Raw genomic sequence first — 16412 nt, forward strand, 5'->3', positions numbered from 1 at the left:
CGGGCTACGGAGCGTTCCTCAGCGCCGGCCGGCGCGAGAGGGCATGCGGTCTTGCTCAGTCCGGCCGAAGCCGGTCGAGCGCCTTTTCGAATGCCGCCTCTCCACGGCGCGAAACTTCTGAAATACGGCCGCCTTCGATGACGGCGATGCGGTCTGCGATCACAGCCTCGCGGCGGATATGCGTTGCGATCACCAGCGAGCGGCCTGCCGCCATCGCCGACAGCCGTGAGAGCACATCGCGGGCGGTGGCGCCATCGAGGCCTTCGGTCGGCTCGTCGAGCAGCCAGAGCGGCGTGTCGCGCAGGAAGAGCCGGGCAAGCGCCAGCCGGCGCGACTGGCCGCCGGAAAGGCCGAGCCCGCCTTCGCCGAGCGGCGTATCGAGCCCCCGCGGCATGGCCTCGACATCGACAAGCAGGCCGGCGGCGGCGAGCGCTTGGCGAAGGCCAGTCTCGCTGGCCTCCGGGTTGGCAAGCGCCAGGTTGCCGCGCAGGCTATCCTCAAAGAGTTCCGTCCGTTGCGTCAGCACCGTCGCCGTCATCGCGGCAATACTTCCCGCCCTCGCCGGTAACTCGTGGGAAAGCAGAGCGAGCAGGCTCGTCTTGCCGGCGCCGCTGCTGCCGATGACGGCGAGGCGTTCGCCCTGCTTGAGCACGAGGTCGATATTCTCCAGCGCCGGCACGGCGGAATTCTCATGGAAGGCGGACACGCCAGCCAGACAAAAGACATATCCCGGCGATGGCGTCGCCAACGGTCGGGCCTCGTCAGCGACGGCAAGACGCGGTGCGATGCGCTTTGCGGCGAGCAACGTCCGCCCAAGTTCCAGGGCTCCGCGGCGCAGCGCCGCGAAGGGCTCGACCGACGCGAAGGCGACGAGCAGGCCGAGGGCTGCGACAGGCGCGGTAATCGCCTTCGTTTCTGTAAGGGCCGCAACGGCAAGCAGCGATGCCGCCAGCAGGAGTGTCGAGACGAGGCCGAAGCCGAATGTCAGGCCGGTTTCGACGCGGTTCAGCCGATCATCGGCGTGGGCGGCATAGCTGTCGGCCGCAGCAATCGCGCCTCTCTGGGCCTCAAGCCGGCCGGCCATCAGCAGGTCGGTCTGGCCGGCGACGAGATCGATCGCCCGCGACCGCAGCGCCTCAATGCCATGAGCGCGCCGCCGGGCATGTTTACGCGCAGCGCGTCCGGCGATCAACGGCAGGCCAAGGCCGGCGCCGGCAAGAAAGAGGCCGAAACCCAGGCCGAACACGAAATGCATCAGTCCCAGCACGACGCTCGCGGTCAGTGCTGCGCCGACTGCGACAGCAGCCGGGACGAGAATGCGGAGATAAAGGGAATCGAGCGCATCGATATCGGCCGTCAGCCGGAAGAGCAGCCGCGCGGGGCGGTGAAAGAGAGTGCGGGCGGCCCCCGGTTCGGCGAAGCCGCGAAACAGCCTTTCGCGAAGCGCCGCGAGCACGCCGAGCGTCGCGTCATGGGTTGCAAGCCTTTCACCGTAACGCGCCGCTGTTCTGATGATGGCGAGCAGGCGGATGCCGGCCGCCGGCGCAAAAACGTCGAAGGTCATGGCGGCCGCGGCCGAAAGGCCGGCGAGCGAGGTGGCGGTGATGAACCAGCCGGACAGGCCGAGCAAAGCAATGCCCGCCGTCACCGTTGCTGCCGAAAGCATCGCGCCGAGCAGCAGCGCGCGCCGGCGCTCGGCGAGGAACAGACTCAGGATCGGCTTGATATCCGCGATAAAAAAGCTCATTCGGCTGCCTCCCTCATGGCGAAATCGGCATCGATGCCGATAGCGCGATGCATGCGGGCGGCAAGCAGCGGATCGTGGGTCGCAACGATCAAAGTGCGGCCCTTCGAAAGCAAGAGCAGGCTCTCGGTCACTTCGGCGGCGGTGGCAGCGTCGAGATGGGCGGTCGGCTCATCAGCCAGGATGATCTTCAGATGCGGATTGCAAGCTGCCCGCGCGATCGCAAGCCGCAGCGCCTCGCCGCCGGAAAGCCCGATACCACCTTCACCGAGCGGCCGGCTGCCATAGGCGTCGGCCACCTTTCCCAGGCTGGCGGCATCGAGCGCTTTTCCCACGTCTTCGCGTGAGACGCGGGCCCTGCCGAGTGCGATGTTGCCTGCGATGCTGCCGGCAAAGATGTGCGGTTTCTGGCCGATCCACGCCATTGCGCCCCGCAGAAGAGCGGCGGTGTCATCCCCAAGCTCAACGCCGCCGACGATGATGCGGCCGTCGGTGCAGGGTGCCAGCCCCGCTATCAGCGAAAGAAGCGTCGACTTGCCGGAACCGCTGGCGCCGACAAGCGCCAGATGTTCGCCGGCACCGACATCGAGGTTGAACCCGCCGAGGATCAACCGTTCGTCTGCACCATAACGAAAGGCGATATTTTCAAGATGGATGTCCGGCGCCGCGCTGCCGGCGGGTACCGCCGCTTCAGCCGAGCCTTGGATGGGCAGACCGCCAGCGGCGAGCGCGTCCAGTGCTTTCAGCGCCGCTTCCCCCGCTGCCCGGTCGTGCCACACGGCCGAGAGTTCGCGCAGCGGCTCGAAGAAGGCGGGCGCAAGCAGCAGGATGAACAGCCCCTCGGTCAAGTCAAGCCGGCCAACCCAGGTGCCGAAGCGGATCTCGCCGAGCAGGCTGAAGCCGACATAGACGGCAATCATCGCCACGCCGAGTGCTGCGAAAAGTTCGAGCACTGCCGAGGAGAGAAAGGCGATCTTCAGCACCGCCATGGTGCGCACGCGAAGCGTTTCGGCCTGGCTGCGCAGTCTCAGGGCGGTTGCATCGACGGCATCGAGCGTGCGGATCGTCGCCAGTCCGCGCAGGCGATCGAGCAGAAAGCCATTGAGGCCGCCCGTTGCAACAAGCTGTTTTTCGCTGGCCGCCTGGGCACGCCAACCGATCAGCGCCATAAAGATCGGAATTAGCGGCGCAGCAAACAGCAGGACAAGCGCCGCGATCCAGGAGACCGGCAGGATGACTGCGAGGATGACGAGCGGCACAAGGCTCGCTTTCACACGTGCCGGCTGGAAGCGGGCGAGATAGGGCACGATGAGTTCGGCCTGTTCGCCGATGACGCTCGCCGCCTTTCCGGATGCCGGCCTGCCGCGATCGACTGGCGACGACACGGAAAGCGACGCGGCGGCGGCATGCCGCTTCCGGCTGAGCTCGGCCCGTGCGGCGCGAAAGGCCAGGCGGCCGCCAGCCGCGTCGAAACAGCTTCTTACCACTCCGAGGATGAGGATGCCGGAGGCCGGCCAGAGAACGTCACGCAGCCCGCCTCCATCGGTGAGACGGCCGACCGAAACGGACAGCAACCCTGCCTGCGGGATCCAGATGGCGGCGGCCAGCGCCTGCAGCATTGCCGCATTGCGCAGCCGGCCTTTCGCCGCGCCGGGGCGTGACAACGGGGCTTCTCCATCCCGCCGCCGGGGCTCCGCTTCATTTGTCGCGTCAAAGAATGCAGTGCCCATGGCACTAACTCTTATTCGCAGGATTTGGCCGGCGGTTGCGGCCGAGCGAGATCACCCGGTCCTTGGCCTCCAAAAGCTTTGTCACTTTCGCGCCGAGCGAGAGTAGCGTCGCGAGCCTTTCCGTTTCTAGTTGTTTCACGTCTTCATACCAATGGGTCAGTTGTTCGATCAGCGTGTGCATCTCGCTCATGCGCTGCTGCGCATGCCGCTCGGCGTCGCTGGCCGGCCGCTGCATCAGGATCTCACGCAGAACCGACAGCGTCGGATCGACTTCACGTTTCTTTCTTTCCTCGGCGAGCGTCCTCAATATCTGCCAGACGTCGTCAGGCGTCGTGAAAAAATCACGGCGATCATCCGGCTTGTGTTTGAGGATCACGAGGTTCCAGGCCTGTAATTCGCGCAGGCTCATCGACACGTTCGAGCGCGAGATGCTGAGGGAATCGGCAATCTCTTCGGCGCACAGCGGTGCGGGCGAGACGAAGAGCAGGGCATAGATCTGTCCCACCGTGCGGTTGATTCCCCAGCGCGATCCCATTTCGCCGAAATGGAGAACGAAGGACTGGACGAGAGGCGGAAGGTTCATGGCAATTTCCGTTGCGTCTGTGATTTCAGAAATTTCTGAAATTACTATACTGACTTTTGCACCCCGCCGGCAATTGGCAGGGCGCCCCCTGCGTCAATTTGGATGTCCGTCCGTTGCTCGCGAGCTGGATATAGCCGGGCGCGACACGACTGGATTTGACTTAGGTCAAGTCCGCGACACTTTGCGAAGAGGACACGGAAACGCCCGGCGATGCGTCATGCATGCCGGGCGTTGCAGCCGGACCGCAATAATGGCCCTGAACATTAACGTAAGGTCAGATGGTTCGGGTGGAAACGGCAGCGTATTGACGCGTAACATTGGCAAGCCGCTCGGTATTGGGTCGAAATCCATGTCCGGGCCGATGCGATGCGGTGATACGCCCGGGACCGCTCAGGACAATCTCCGGCTCGGAAAGATCCGTCTGATAGAGACGCTCAGTCGGAAAGACGTCAAAAACGCCATCCACGTAGAACCGTCAGGCTCAGATCATGCCCGTCAGGATGCCGACACCGGCAACCGCGGCAACACCGCCGGCTGTCCGCACGGCGAAGGAGCCCTGACGTTCCCCAATGCGGGCGATCAGGAAGCCGAGACCGAGGCCGGCGGCATGGAGGAAGGCGGTCGCCATCATGAAACCGGCAGCATAGGCGGCACCGCCGGCGTCCTCGGGCATTTCCATGCCGTGCGCATGCCCATGGAAGATCGCAAAGAGGCCGACGACCCCCATTGCAACTGCGGTCGGTGCCTTGACGCCAAGCGCCACGATCGCACCGAGGATAATGACGGAAAGGGCGATACCGATTTCAACGAAGGGAACGTTCACGCCTGCCATTCCGAGCCCGCCACCCAGCGCCATGACGAGTATGAAGGTTGTCGGCACGGGCCAAGCTGCACGGCCACCGAGCTGAGACGCGAAAACGCCGACCATGACCATGGCGAGGATATGATCGAGGCCCGAAACCGGATGGCTGAAGCCATGCATGAAACCGGATGTCTGGCCAATACCGGTATGGGCATAGGCCACGGCTGGAAGCGCTGCGGCAGCCAAGGCAAGCAGGCCGCTCTTGATTGCTGATTTCATTGCTCGATTCCCCACTGAGTTTTCGAATATCCTGCGGGCGCCGAACACGGGCACGGTTCCAAGGCGCACATCACGCTAGTTCAAAGAATTTTCGCCGTCAACGAAAATGCCCACGAAATAATACGTGGATTCAAGTGCTTATGTGATAGGCAGATGCCGCTTTCGATTGCTTTTCCGGGTGCATCGCGCCCCAGCCCTTTTTACTTCCCGGCACAGGCGCTATCAATCATCCGGCGAAACGGCGCATGCCGCCGCGATGGAGGAGATGCCGCCCATGAGCAATATCGAACGGCCGCTGGCGATAAGCGCACCCGAGCCGCGCACGCTTGATCTGATCTTCAGCGACAAGGCGCGCGCGGAACTGCATGCGAAATACGAGGTCGTCGAAGCCGATCCGGACGATATCGCCGGACTTGGCGACGAGATCCTCTGCAGAGCGCGCTACATTATCGGCCAGCCGCCTCTGTCGGCGGAAACACTGAGCAGAATGCCGGCTCTATGCTCGATCCTCAACGTCGAGAGCAATCTTCTCAACAACATGCCCTATGAGGTCCTCTTTCAACGCGGCATTCATGTGGTGACGACAGGCCAGGTCTTCGCCGAGCCGGTCGCCGAACTCGGTCTCGGTTTCGCGCTGGCCCTGGCGCGCGGCATCGTCGATGCGGATGTCGCCTTCCGCGAAGGCACCGAGCTCTGGGGCGGTGAGGGCAATGCGAGCGCGCGGCTCATCGCCGGTTCCGAGATTGGCATTGTCGGCTTCGGCGATCTCGGCAAGGCGCTGCGGCGGGTGCTGTCCGGCTTCAATGCACGCATCAGGGTGTTCGATCCCTGGCTTCCCCGCTCGATCCTCGAGGAAAACGGCGTCGAGCCCGCGAGCCTCGAGGATGTTCTGACGAAGAGCGATTTCGTCTTCGTCGTCGCCGCCGTCACCAGCGAAAACAAGGGATTTCTCGCCGCCGAGGCCTTCGCCAGCATGCGCAGGGGAGCGGCCTTCATCCTGCTCAGCCGCGCCGATGTCGTCGATTTCGACGCGCTGATGGCGGCGGTTTCCTCGGGCCATATCGTCGCGGCAAGCGACGTCTATCCGCAAGAGCCGTTGCCGGTCGACCATCCGGTGCGCAGCGTGACGGGCTTCATCCGCTCGGCGCACCGGGCCGGCGCGCTCGACAGCGCCTTCAAGAAGATGGGCGATATGGTATTGGAAGACATGGACCTGATGGATCGCGGCCTGCCGCCGATGCGCTGCAAACGAGCCGAACGCGAGACGGTCTCCCGCATGCGCTCCAAACCGGTCGCGGTGAATTGAAAATGCCGCCCAAGCTGACGGACAGTCTGGGCAGCATGTGTAGCGGCTTTCTTTAGGCGGCGCGCTGCCCGGTGCCCTGGATTGCGGCGAGCTTCCAGTCCGCCCCGGGCTTGCGCACGAAGGTCCAGATCTCGGTGCTTTCGCTCGGACGGCGGTCGTCGCCGGAAACGACACGGCCGCTGTCACGTTCGACCATCGCATCGATCGAGGAATAACGCATGGCGAGTGTCGCATATTCCTGGCCTTCTTCACGCCAGGCCTCGGCAATGTCGCCCTGCAGCAGCTTGACGTCGGAGACGCGGTTGCGCACGCCGTTGGTGGCGTTTTCTCCGAGTTCCTCGGCAAGGTAGGACATTGCCTCGGGCGTCGTCAGCCGGCGCAACGTGCCGTAATCCTCAGCGCCGTAAGCAGTCTGCACGCTCGTCAGCAACTCCTCGAACTGGTCGAGGTCAGCCTGCGCCAGCCCGATCTCGTCGCTCGGGCGATTGTCCCGCGATTTTCCGCCGTAACCGGCGCCCGAACCGATCGCCGGGATCTGGAACGACGAATTGTTCGCGGGCGACATGTTGAAAGACTGGCCGTGGGACCGGCTCTGACCGCTGACGCCGTAAGAGGGCTGGCGGCGGTTGGCGAAATAACGCATGGCGAGCATGATGGCGCCGCCGATCAAGGCGATCTGCAGCAGCATGCCGAGGAAGCCGAAGCCGCCGCCGAAACCGTGTCCGAGCAGCATGCCGAGAAGACCGCCGGCGATCAGGCCGCCGATCATCGAACGCCCGAAGCCGTTGAAGAAACCGGGCCGCTGGGCGCCGAGGGGCTGCTGTGCTGTAGCAGGCGCAGTCGTCTGTGGACGCGGCGTCATCGACCGTTCGATCGGCGCGGCAGGAGCGGGGGCAGTTTGAGTGGCGGGCGGAGCCTGGAAGGTGCGCGTGCCGCGGCTCCCGAAACCGGAGCCCCCGGCGCGGCGGGCCTCGGCATCCCCTAGCGAAGCAAAAACGGTAGCGCTCGTCAGTACGGCAATCGCCGCAATCTTGGCAAAACGCGAAACGGCACCCGGCATTCCTGATCTCCTGTCATGCACAATCATGGCATATCGAAAGCTAATATAGGTGCTCTTTCTCAAGATTGAAGTTCTATTGCGCTTTACTGGCAGACATCGACCCAGCTGGCACCGGTCAGCTCGGCCAGCCTTCCGGTGGCAATGCGCACGGCCGAATTGGTCGAGCCCGCCGCGGGAACGACTTCATCGAAGCGTTTCAGCGAGACGTCGCAATAGATGGGTAGCGGCGAGGGCAGGCCGAACGGGCAGACACCGCCGACGGGGTGGCTGGTGACCGCGACGACCTCTTCGGCATCGAGCATGCGCCCCTTAGCCCCGAAAGTGTCCTTGAACTTGCGATTGTCGAGCCGGGCCGTACCGCCAGCGACAACCAGCATCATCTGCTCGCCGACGCGAAGACAGATCGTTTTGGCGATCTGCGCCGGCTCGACGCCATGGGCTTCGGCGGCAAGGGCAACCGTCGAGGAACTCTCGGCGGTTTCGATGATGTCGATATCGGGTGCGTGCGCTCGAAGGAATGCGCGGACGGATTCAAGGCTCATGACCTAAAGCTAGACCAGCATAAGCGCAATTTGAAGCACAAATGATGCCCACTGAAAACCGGCGCTTGCAAGTCCACCGGACATGGTCATAATAATTTTGCACACGTGCTCAATTTTGTCATTCGGCCGTTACAACAAGCTCATAGAGCGGGACTCGTCACGTTTTTGCGGGGTTTCGGAGCGGCCATCAAGCAACAGTGCTGACCCGTCAAGAGGCTCCACACTGCTCTTCTAGGGAGACGAAGAAAATGACCATTTTGCCGATGTTGAAATCCCTCACGATCGCGGCTGCCATCTTGGCCTCGACCTCCGTATTCGCACTCGCCAAGGACGTTACCATCAGCGTCTGGGCCGGCGGCACCGGCCCAAACGACGTCTATCGTCTCGATGCCATTGAGATCGCGGCCCAGCAGCTGCAGCGCGAAGCTGCCCTCAAGGGCGAAGATCTGAAGATCACCATCGAGAAGAAGCCGTATTCCGGCTGGGACGATTTCAAACAGGCGCTGACCCTTGCCGCCGAGGCCAAGAAGGCGCCGAATATCGTCGCCAGTGGTCATGAAGACATCGCTCCATGGTCGCAGGCCGGCCTCATCGTTCCGATCGAGGATCATGTCGATCTCGACGCCTGGCCGCTCAACGGCATCTATGAGAACCTGCTGCAGATCGCTTCCTACAACGACACCGTCTACGGCGTTCCGCAGGATGCAGAATCCCGTCCGATGTTCTTCTGGAAGCCGTACATGAAGGCGATCGGCTACACCGACGCCGATCTGGATGCATTGCCGCAGAACGTTCAGGACGGCAAATACACCATGAAGAACCTGCTCGAAGATGCCAAGAAGATGCAGGACAAGGGCCTGGTCCAGCCGGGCTACGGTTTCTATCCGCGCCCCAGCAACGGCCCTGACTATTGGCAGTTCTACACCAGTTTCGGCGGCACGATGGAGGAGAACGGCAAGCTCGTCTTCGACAAGGGGGCAATGACCCGCACCTACCAATTCTTCGCCGACGCCGTTAAATCAGGCGTCACCAAGAAGAACCACATCGGCATGCCGGGCGATCAATGGTGGAAGGAAGTCGCCACCGGCAACGCCGGTATCTGGGACGCCGGCACCTGGCATTACGCCCGCCTCGTAAACCAGGAAGGGCTTAAGGATTTCTTCGACAACATCGTCTTCACGCTGATCCCGGCCGGAGAGGGCGGCAAGCCCAACACGCTGACGCATCCGCTCGTCTACATGCTGACCGCAGGACACAGCGATGAAGATACGCAGATCGCCGCCCAGCTGATCACGATCGCCTCCGAGCCGCGCATCAACGCGCTGCATGCGATTAAATCCGCCCATCTCGGCATCTCCAAAGCCGAAGCCGAAGTGGACTTCTACGCCGACGACCGCTGGGCTCGCGAAGCCACCGAACGCCTGCTGCCGCATGCCAATGCGATGCCGAACAATTCGGATTTCGGTACCTACTGGAACATCATGTGGAAGAACCTTCAGGCGTCCTGGACCGGCGACAAGACCGTTGACGCCGCCATCGGCGATGCCGAGAGCGAGCTAAAGAGCACGCTCGGTGACAAGATCGTCATCCGCTAAGATCTAAGCACTCCTCTGGGCGGCGCCCCGGCGCCCAGAGGATTCGCGAGGAGGCTCCCATGAAGTCGTCCAGAACGCTCGGACTGGTGATGATCGCGCCTGCGGCGATCATGATCGTTCTCTTCTTCCTTATGCCGGTCGTTCTGACGGCGGTCTTTTCGATGACCAACATGACGACGGCGACCGGTATCTCCGGTGGCGCCTATCAGATCGCGCCGAGTTCGCTGAACACGCTGAAATCGGTAATGCCCGACATTGCCGACGAAATGGCCGAACCGCGCTATGCGATCGATGAGGCCGGCCTCAAGGCCGTGGAAGGCCTTGGGCTTGCGCCCGGCATCGCCGCGGAATTGCGGGCCAAACACGCCGGCGAGGTCTTCCCGACGCGCCGCGAGGCCGAGCGCATGCTCAAGGATCTGGCTGAACGACCTTCGACGCGTGACGTCAAGCAGATTTCCGAACAGTTCAACCGCTCGGTCGTCAACACGCGCTTCGACAGCAAGCGACAGCTCTTTTCGGCTCTCGATAGTCTGGGCCTCAAATTGACGCCGGAACAGAAGGAAACCGTCGCCGAGGCCAGCTATACCGGCTGGACGTGGACGACAGACAATTTCTCGCGCATCGCTACCTCGCCGGATATGGCGCGCGTGCTCTTCAACACCGCACTCTACGTCGCGCTGGTGCTGACGCTCTTCAATGTTGGTTATGCACTGCTGCTGGCGATCTGGACGCATTACATGCCGCCGAGACCAGCCTCGATCTTCCGCGGCATCTGGTTGCTGCCGCGCATTACGCCCGTCGTAATCTATATCCTGCTGTGGAAATGGCTCGCCTGGGATAGCGGCTTTATCTCGGTCCTGATGGGCAAGTTCGGCTACCCCGCAAAGAACTACCTGCTCGACACCGCGTATAATGCCTGGTTCTTCGTCGTGCTGATCAACGGTTTCATCGGCGCCTCGATGGGCATGCTGGTCTTCTCCTCGGCGATGAAGGCCATTCCGAAGAGCCAGTTCTATGCGAGCGAGGTCGACGGCGCGTCGCGCTGGCAGCAGATCCGCTACATCATCCTGCCGCAGATGCGCTGGCCGATCCTCTTCGTCACCTGCTATCAGACGCTGTCGCTGCTCGCCTCCTTCAACGAGATCCTGCTCGCCACCAATGGCGGACCTGGTAATTCGACCGAGGTCTGGGCGCTCGCCGCCTATCACACCGCGCTCAGGAATTATGCCGGCAATCTCGAATACGGGCTGGGCGCAGCCATGGCGCTGGTGCTCGTCGTCATCGGCGTCACCCTGTCGCTCCTCTATCTGCGCGTCTTCAACTACCGCACGCTTGTCGCTAAGCCCCTGATCGAGGATTGACCATGGCCGAACGATCGCAGCCCTCGGCAAATTACAGCAGCTGGCCCGTTATGACGGCGCTGGCAATCGTCAGCCTGCCGCTGCTCCTGATGTATGTCTATCTCTTCCTCGACACTGTGACGGTAAAGCAGCCGGACGCCTTGCTGCCTTCGGGCATGACGCTCGACCACTGGCGATTCCTGTGGCAGACGACGCCCGGCAAGGCCAACATCTGGCAAGTGACTGCGAATACGCTGCTCTTTGCAGCCAGCACCACCAGCGTCGTGCTGATCGTCTCGTCAATGGCGGGCTACGTTCTGTCGCGACTGAACGTGCCGGCGCGCGGCTTCTTCCTTGCCGGCGTCATGGTGCTGCATGCCTTCCCCTCGGTGACGCTGATCATTGCTATCTTCATCGTGCTGCAGATGATCGGCCTCTACAATTCGCTGATCGGCGTCATCCTGGTGAAGGCGGCGATCGACCTGCCGCTCGGCATCTGGCTGATGAAAGGTTTTTACGACACTGTGCCATGGGAGATCGAAATGGCCGGCGTCGTCGACGGCGCCTCGCGCTTCAGGGTCTGGAAGAGTCTCGTGCTGCCGCAGGTGAAGCCCGGCATCATGGCGCTCGGCCTCTTCTCGTTTCTGTCAGGCTGGGGCGAATTCATCCTGCCGCAGGTGCTGGCGCCTGGTAATCAGGTACAGGTGCTCTCAGTCTATCTCGCGGGTTTTCTCGCCGACGATAACAATTACGATTTCAACATGTTCAAGTCGGTCGGCCTATTCTACCTCGTTCCGGTGCTGATCGCCTATGCGCTCTTCAACAAGTATCTCATGAACATCTATGGCGGCGGGAGCAAAGGCTGATGCGCATCCTCCTCGACAATTTTTCGAAGAGCTTCGGCTCGACCAAAGTCATCGAGAACATGCGTCTCGAAGTCGCGGGCGGCGAAATGCTGGCGCTGCTCGGCCCTTCCGGCTGCGGCAAGTCGACGACCCTTTTTGCCGTCTGCGGCATTCACCGCCCGACCGGTGGGCGCATCTTCTTCGGCGACCGTGACGTCACCGATCTTCCGAGCCAGTCCCGCAATGTCGGCGTCGTCTTTCAATCCTATGCGCTCTACCCGCATATGACCGTTGCCGAGAACATTGGATTTCCCCTGAAGGTAAAGGGTGCGCCTGCCGCCGAGATCCGCAAGGAGGTCGACCGCATCGCGGCGCTCGTCCAGATCGGCAACCTTATGGGACGCCGGCCCGCCGAGCTTTCCGGCGGCCAGCAGCAGCGCGTGGCGCTGGCGCGCGCGCTGATCCGCAAACCCGACGTGCTGCTGCTCGACGAACCGCTCGCCAACCTAGACGCTAAACTCCGCCTCGAAATGCGCTCGGAAATCCGCCGCCTGCAGCGCGAGACCGGCATCACCGCCATCCTCGTCACCCACGACCAGGTCGAGGCGATGAGCATGTGCGACCGTATCGCCATCATGAAGGAGGGCGAGATCGTCCAGATCGCCACGCCGGCCGAAATGTACAACAATCCCAAGACCGCCTTCGTCGCCGGCTTCCTCGGCAACCCGCCGATCACCTTCCTGCGCGGGGTCCTCGATAGGGGCGCCTTCGCGATCCCGGAAAGTGAGATCCGGGTGCCGCTGCCTGACGCCATTGGTGCCGCCGAAGGCAGCAAGCTGATGCTCGGCGTCCGGCCGGAGCATTTTACGCCTGCCGGCGACGTCGCCGTGTCCGGCAAGATCACCTTCGCCGAAACGCAAGGGCGAGAAAATCTTTACGACGTACGTCTTGCCGGCGGCCCGCTGCTGCGGTCGATCCAACCGGTGCGCCATGATATTCACGTCGGCGACGATGTCGCCTGGGGGATCGACAGCCGCGGCGTGTTCGTCTTCGACGAGAACGGAACGAGGCTCTGATGACCCGCGATTTTTCAGCATTCTTCGAACGTTACGGCTGGCCGTCGGCTAAGGGCCAGCTTCCCTTTTGCATCGGCCATCGCGGCGCCAGCGGCCTCGAACGCGAAAACACGCTCGCCGCTTTCCACCGCGCAGCAGAACTCGGTGCGGAGATGTGGGAACTCGACACACAGCTGACCGCCGACGGCGTGGTGGTCGTCTCGCACGATGATCACCTGCAACGTGTCTACGGCATCGATCGGCGCATTTCGGAAATGACGGCTGCGGAGCTCGCCGCCCTTAACGACGTTGAGGTGCCGAGCTTTTCGGAGGTCGCCGCTCTCGCCCGCGAGACCGGGACCGGCCTCTATGTCGAGCTCAAGGGGCCGGGAACAGGCATCCGCTGCTGGCAACACCTTGTCGAGATGAATCAACGCTTTGCCTGCCTTGGCTCCTTCGATACCGCCCAAGTGCGCGAGCTCAGGGATGCGGCTTGCGATTTTCCGCTCTCCGTGCTGATCCGTGTCGGCCACGATCCGCATGCCCTCGGTGATGAGGCCGGCGCCGATGTCCTCCATCTCTGCTGGGAAAGGGCCGGCGAACGTCCGCAGGATCTGGTGACCGATGAGCTTCTGCGTCGAGCTTTCGAGGCGGGCCGCGAGATCGTGCTCTGGCACGAGGAGCGGCAGAGCATTCTCGACGACCTCATGAAACTACCGGTTCTCGGCATCTGCACGGATCTGCCCGATCTGATGCGGCCGCCCGTGATGAAGGAAAAAGCGCTTGGCTGACAGGGACAAGGGACCGCGCAAGGTAACCTCCTTCGACGTGGCGCGGGTGGCCGGCGTCTCGCGCGCCGCCGTGTCGCGCGCCTTCACCCCGGATGCCAGCGTCTCGGCGAAAACACGTGAAAAGGTCTATCAGGCGGCCAAGGAACTCGGCTATCGGGTAAACTACCTTGCCCGAAGCCTCACCAACAAACGCTCCGATCTCGTCGGCGTCGTCGCCGCCGGTCTCGACAATCCGTTCCGCACGCTACAGATCGAGCATCTGGCGAGAGTGCTGATCGCCCGCAATTTCCGTCCCATCCTGCTGCCGACATCGCAGGAGGCGGATACCTCGACTGTTATCGGCCAGTTGCTGCATTACGCGGTATCCGGCGTCATCGTCACCTCGGACGCACCGCCGACGGAAATCTGCGAGCAATGCGCGGCCGAGGGTGTGCCGATCGTGCTGATCAACAAGGGCAACGACATTCCCTTCGTCGATCGCATCATCTCCGATGACCGAATGGCCGGCCATCTTGCAGCTACCCATCTGATCGACAGCGGTGTGCGAAAGCCCGCCGTGATGGCAGCGCCGGCCAAATCCTATACGGCTCGGCGGCGCAGCGAGGCCTTTATCGATCGCTGCAAGCAGCTTGGCGCCGAAGCACAGCACCTGCAGGTCAGGATCAACGACTACCGGAGCGGCCATGATGCGGCGGCCGGCCTTGCCGCCTCCGGCATCGACGGGCTGTTCTGCGCCAATGACTACATGGCCTGCGGCGTGATCGACCGCATCATGCAGGGCAGGGGCCGCGACGACACGCCGCCCTTTCCCATCATTGGCCATGACGACATCCCGCAAGCCGCCTGGGATGCATACAATCTTACAACCATCCGGCAACCCTGCGACGTGCAGGCCGAGAAGACGATAGACCTGCTCACGAGCAGGATGGCCGAGCCGGAGCTGACCGCACGTGTCGAATTCACGCCGGTGACACTGATAAAAAGAAGGACTGGGTGATGAATTCCGCATTCGATAGCGCCGCCATCCGCACGCGGATGGAAGTCGCAATCGCCATCGCCCTTGAGGTTGGACGGGAAGCGGCGCGGTCTCGGCGCGACTCGAATCCCGGCAGCCTCACGATTGAAAACAAAGGCTTGCAAGATTTCGTCACGATCGCCGACAGAAAGGCCGAGCAGGCAATCCGAGACGGGCTCATCTCACGCTTCCCGTGCGATACCTTCATGGGAGAGGAGAGCGGCGGTCCGTCGAGCGGGACCGGCACCTGGGTCGTCGATCCGATCGACGGCACGACCAATTATATCCGCGGTTTCCGGCATTGGGGGATTTCGATCGCTTTTGTCGCCGGCGATAAGATCGAGGTCGGTGTGGTGTACGATGCCGCCGAGGACGTGGTTTTCCACGCTGTCCGCGGCGGCGGCGCCTTCAAGAATGGCCTGGCCATTCATGCGGCCGCGACCACAGATCCAGCCAACGCGCTCGTCATCCTCGGTCATTCCCGCAAGACGAGTTTCGACGATTATCTTGCACTCTCGCGGCGGCTGCATGAACGCGGCATGGACTATCGCCGCATGGGCGCAGCCGCCGTCGACCTGGTTCGCGTCGCCGAAGGTGCCGCCGATCTCTACTACGAGCGCCATCTCAATGCGTGGGACATGCTTGCCGGCGCGCTGATCGCCACAGAAGCCGGCGCGACGGTGGCGATGCCGCCGATCGACAAGCTGCTTGCGGATGGCGGGCCGGTCATGGCCCATGCGCCGGGGCTCGCCGCTGAATTCGCCTTCATCCTTGAGAGCGAGGGGCTGACAGCCGCGGGTTAGTCGGCCATCCGCCGGCGCCAGGCGCGTTCGGTCGCCGGCGCTTCGTCGGTGGTGATCTGATCCGGCTTCAGGGCCATCAGCGCCGAAAAGTTCCGCCATTCCGGTTCGCTAAAACCAAAGCCCGGATCCTTCAGCGTAAAGGTCCAAGCGTCGACGCGTTTGCCTTCGTCCCGGCAGAGCCCGATCATGTCGAGGCCATCCTTGGCGGCATCAAGGATCAGCTGCCAGTGCAGATAGACTGTATCGGGTTCCGTCGGACCGCGCAGGTCTGCGCGCAGTTCCGTTTCGGCCGCCCTCCAACCGCTGGCCTGCCGGATAGCGTAAAGCTTTTCGGTCGGGTCGATGCCGCGCAGCAGATGCGGAAGCTTTTCCTTGACGGCCACGATGAGGTCGAGACTGCCGCCGCTGACGATCACCGAGGCGGCGATATCGCGGAAATGCACGGCAAGATGCTCGATCCCCCGGGTGCCGATGGCTTCATAATCGTCCTTCATGTCGAATTGCAGCAATGCGGCCGGATGCGTTGCCTGCATCATGTCGGCGAGGTCCTCGCTGAGGATCAGCGGCCGGCCGCCTTCCTTCATCCTGATATCGCGGAGGTCGTTGATACTCTTTTCGGCGATCGGCCCATGTCCGGTCGTTTCGCCTTCAAGCTCTTCGTCGTGCAGCACGACGAAACCTCCATCGGCGCGCACGCGAAGATCGAGCTCCATCGAGGCACCTGCTGCAAAACCCTCAGTCATCACCACCGCCGAGAACAGCGGGTCAGCGATCCGCTTGCGAAGCCGATGCCATTTCAGGCGGGTGCGATGCCCCGCATGCGAAATTTCCAGGCCCTGCGCATCCAGCAAAATCGTCATCTGCGAAGTCTCCGTGACGCCACTCTCCTGCCTTGCCGAGCCGCGATTATCAAGAGCCGGAC

The 16412-nt window shown here is 62.7% G+C and carries 15 protein-coding genes; 8 read left to right on the forward strand and 7 right to left on the reverse strand.

Going from position 1 to position 16412, the window contains the following annotated elements; genetic code table 11:
* Positions 1–55: 55 nt before the first annotated feature.
* From GA0061105_RS11345 to GA0061105_RS11360, 4 genes are all read right to left on the reverse strand, one after another.
* Positions 56–1747 carry an amino acid ABC transporter ATP-binding/permease protein gene (locus GA0061105_RS11345; protein ID WP_092750223.1) on the reverse strand — a complete coding sequence of 564 codons (1692 nt, stop codon included), beginning with the start codon at positions 1745–1747 and terminating at the stop codon, positions 56–58.
* Entirely contained in the window at positions 1744–3474 is a 1731-nt protein-coding gene (cydD, locus tag GA0061105_RS11350; protein ID WP_092750224.1) for a thiol reductant ABC exporter subunit CydD, read from the reverse strand. Before cydD ends, GA0061105_RS11345 begins: the two co-directional genes overlap by 4 nt.
* Before the next feature lie 4 nt (positions 3475–3478).
* Entirely contained in the window at positions 3479–4057 is a 579-nt protein-coding gene (locus GA0061105_RS11355; protein WP_064696678.1) for a GbsR/MarR family transcriptional regulator, read from the reverse strand.
* 481 nt (positions 4058–4538) lie between these two features.
* Positions 4539–5138 carry a HupE/UreJ family protein gene (locus tag GA0061105_RS11360; protein ID WP_092750225.1) on the reverse strand — a complete coding sequence of 200 codons (600 nt, stop codon included), beginning with the start codon at positions 5136–5138 and terminating at the stop codon, positions 4539–4541.
* A 274-nt stretch (positions 5139–5412) separates the two neighbouring features.
* Here GA0061105_RS11360 and GA0061105_RS11365 point away from each other — a divergent pair, with 274 nt between their 5' ends.
* Positions 5413–6444 carry a hydroxyacid dehydrogenase gene (locus GA0061105_RS11365; protein ID WP_092750344.1) on the forward strand — a complete coding sequence of 344 codons (1032 nt, stop codon included), beginning with the start codon at positions 5413–5415 and terminating at the stop codon, positions 6442–6444.
* 52 nt (positions 6445–6496) lie between these two features.
* Here the strand turns inward: GA0061105_RS11365 and GA0061105_RS11370 are convergent, their stop codons facing one another.
* Both GA0061105_RS11370 and GA0061105_RS11375 read right to left on the reverse strand, forming a co-directional pair.
* Positions 6497–7504, reverse strand: a complete 1008-nt coding sequence (locus GA0061105_RS11370) for a Tim44 domain-containing protein (RefSeq protein WP_092750226.1) — start codon at positions 7502–7504, stop codon at positions 6497–6499.
* Between the two features lie 83 nt (positions 7505–7587).
* Positions 7588–8046, reverse strand: a complete 459-nt coding sequence (locus tag GA0061105_RS11375) for a YbaK/EbsC family protein (RefSeq protein ID WP_064696674.1) — start codon at positions 8044–8046, stop codon at positions 7588–7590.
* Positions 8047–8294: 248 nt separating this feature from the next.
* Here GA0061105_RS11375 and GA0061105_RS11380 point away from each other — a divergent pair, with 248 nt between their 5' ends.
* The 7 genes from GA0061105_RS11380 to GA0061105_RS11410 are packed head-to-tail and all read left to right on the forward strand — an operon-like array spanning position 8295 to position 15490.
* Entirely contained in the window at positions 8295–9641 is a 1347-nt protein-coding gene (locus GA0061105_RS11380) for a type 2 periplasmic-binding domain-containing protein (protein WP_092750227.1), read from the forward strand.
* Between the two features lie 59 nt (positions 9642–9700).
* Positions 9701–11002: a carbohydrate ABC transporter permease gene (locus GA0061105_RS11385; RefSeq protein ID WP_092750228.1), complete on the forward strand. Its 1302-nt coding sequence runs from the start codon at positions 9701–9703 to the stop codon at positions 11000–11002.
* A 2-nt stretch (positions 11003–11004) separates the two neighbouring features.
* The gene (locus tag GA0061105_RS11390) at positions 11005–11847 is read left to right on the forward strand and encodes a carbohydrate ABC transporter permease (protein ID WP_064696671.1); all 843 of its coding nucleotides are present in this window, start codon (positions 11005–11007) and stop codon (positions 11845–11847) included.
* Positions 11847–12902 (forward strand): ABC transporter ATP-binding protein, encoded by a 1056-nt coding sequence (locus tag GA0061105_RS11395; RefSeq protein ID WP_064696670.1) that lies wholly within the window; start codon positions 11847–11849, stop codon positions 12900–12902. The genes GA0061105_RS11390 and GA0061105_RS11395 overlap by 1 nt, the downstream gene beginning before the upstream one ends.
* Positions 12902–13672: a glycerophosphodiester phosphodiesterase gene (locus GA0061105_RS11400; protein WP_092750229.1), complete on the forward strand. Its 771-nt coding sequence runs from the start codon at positions 12902–12904 to the stop codon at positions 13670–13672. Before GA0061105_RS11395 ends, GA0061105_RS11400 begins: the two co-directional genes overlap by 1 nt.
* Complete coding sequence (locus tag GA0061105_RS11405) at positions 13665–14669, forward strand: LacI family DNA-binding transcriptional regulator (RefSeq protein ID WP_092750230.1); 1005 nt, start codon at positions 13665–13667, stop codon at positions 14667–14669. Before GA0061105_RS11400 ends, GA0061105_RS11405 begins: the two co-directional genes overlap by 8 nt.
* Positions 14669–15490 (forward strand): inositol monophosphatase family protein, encoded by an 822-nt coding sequence (locus GA0061105_RS11410; protein ID WP_064696667.1) that lies wholly within the window; start codon positions 14669–14671, stop codon positions 15488–15490. Before GA0061105_RS11405 ends, GA0061105_RS11410 begins: the two co-directional genes overlap by 1 nt.
* On the opposite strand, the gene GA0061105_RS11415 is transcribed toward GA0061105_RS11410, so the two are convergent.
* A complete protein-coding gene (locus GA0061105_RS11415) occupies positions 15487–16350 on the reverse strand; it encodes a glycerophosphodiester phosphodiesterase (protein WP_092750231.1) in 864 nt (287 codons plus the stop codon). The two genes, GA0061105_RS11410 and GA0061105_RS11415, sit on opposite strands and share 4 nt — an antisense overlap.
* Between the last annotated feature and the right edge of the window lie 62 nt (positions 16351–16412).

Origin of the sequence: Rhizobium aethiopicum, assembly GCF_900094625.1 — a bacterium.
Classification (GTDB): Bacteria; Pseudomonadota; Alphaproteobacteria; order Rhizobiales; family Rhizobiaceae; genus Rhizobium; species Rhizobium aethiopicum.

What these genes read in the sequence shown, in the direction of transcription:
- GA0061105_RS11360 (WP_092750225.1), bottom strand. Translation starts at nt 5,138, where the DNA reads ATGAAATCAGCAATCAAGAGCGGCCTGCTTGCCTTGGCTGCCGCAGCG.
- cydD (WP_092750224.1), bottom strand. Translation starts at nt 3,474, where the DNA reads ATGGGCACTGCATTCTTTGACGCGACAAATGAAGCGGAGCCCCGGCGG.
- GA0061105_RS11400 (WP_092750229.1), top strand. Translation starts at nt 12,902, where the DNA reads ATGACCCGCGATTTTTCAGCATTCTTCGAACGTTACGGCTGGCCGTCG.
- GA0061105_RS11345 (WP_092750223.1), bottom strand. Translation starts at nt 1,747, where the DNA reads ATGAGCTTTTTTATCGCGGATATCAAGCCGATCCTGAGTCTGTTCCTC.
- GA0061105_RS11385 (WP_092750228.1), top strand. Translation starts at nt 9,701, where the DNA reads ATGAAGTCGTCCAGAACGCTCGGACTGGTGATGATCGCGCCTGCGGCG.
- GA0061105_RS11370 (WP_092750226.1), bottom strand. Translation starts at nt 7,504, where the DNA reads ATGCCGGGTGCCGTTTCGCGTTTTGCCAAGATTGCGGCGATTGCCGTA.
- GA0061105_RS11355 (WP_064696678.1), bottom strand. Translation starts at nt 4,057, where the DNA reads ATGAACCTTCCGCCTCTCGTCCAGTCCTTCGTTCTCCATTTCGGCGAA.
- GA0061105_RS11365 (WP_092750344.1), top strand. Translation starts at nt 5,413, where the DNA reads ATGAGCAATATCGAACGGCCGCTGGCGATAAGCGCACCCGAGCCGCGC.
- GA0061105_RS11375 (WP_064696674.1), bottom strand. Translation starts at nt 8,046, where the DNA reads ATGAGCCTTGAATCCGTCCGCGCATTCCTTCGAGCGCACGCACCCGAT.
- GA0061105_RS11395 (WP_064696670.1), top strand. Translation starts at nt 11,847, where the DNA reads ATGCGCATCCTCCTCGACAATTTTTCGAAGAGCTTCGGCTCGACCAAA.
- GA0061105_RS11415 (WP_092750231.1), bottom strand. Translation starts at nt 16,350, where the DNA reads ATGACGATTTTGCTGGATGCGCAGGGCCTGGAAATTTCGCATGCGGGG.
- GA0061105_RS11390 (WP_064696671.1), top strand. Translation starts at nt 11,005, where the DNA reads ATGGCCGAACGATCGCAGCCCTCGGCAAATTACAGCAGCTGGCCCGTT.
- GA0061105_RS11410 (WP_064696667.1), top strand. Translation starts at nt 14,669, where the DNA reads ATGAATTCCGCATTCGATAGCGCCGCCATCCGCACGCGGATGGAAGTC.
- GA0061105_RS11380 (WP_092750227.1), top strand. Translation starts at nt 8,295, where the DNA reads ATGACCATTTTGCCGATGTTGAAATCCCTCACGATCGCGGCTGCCATC.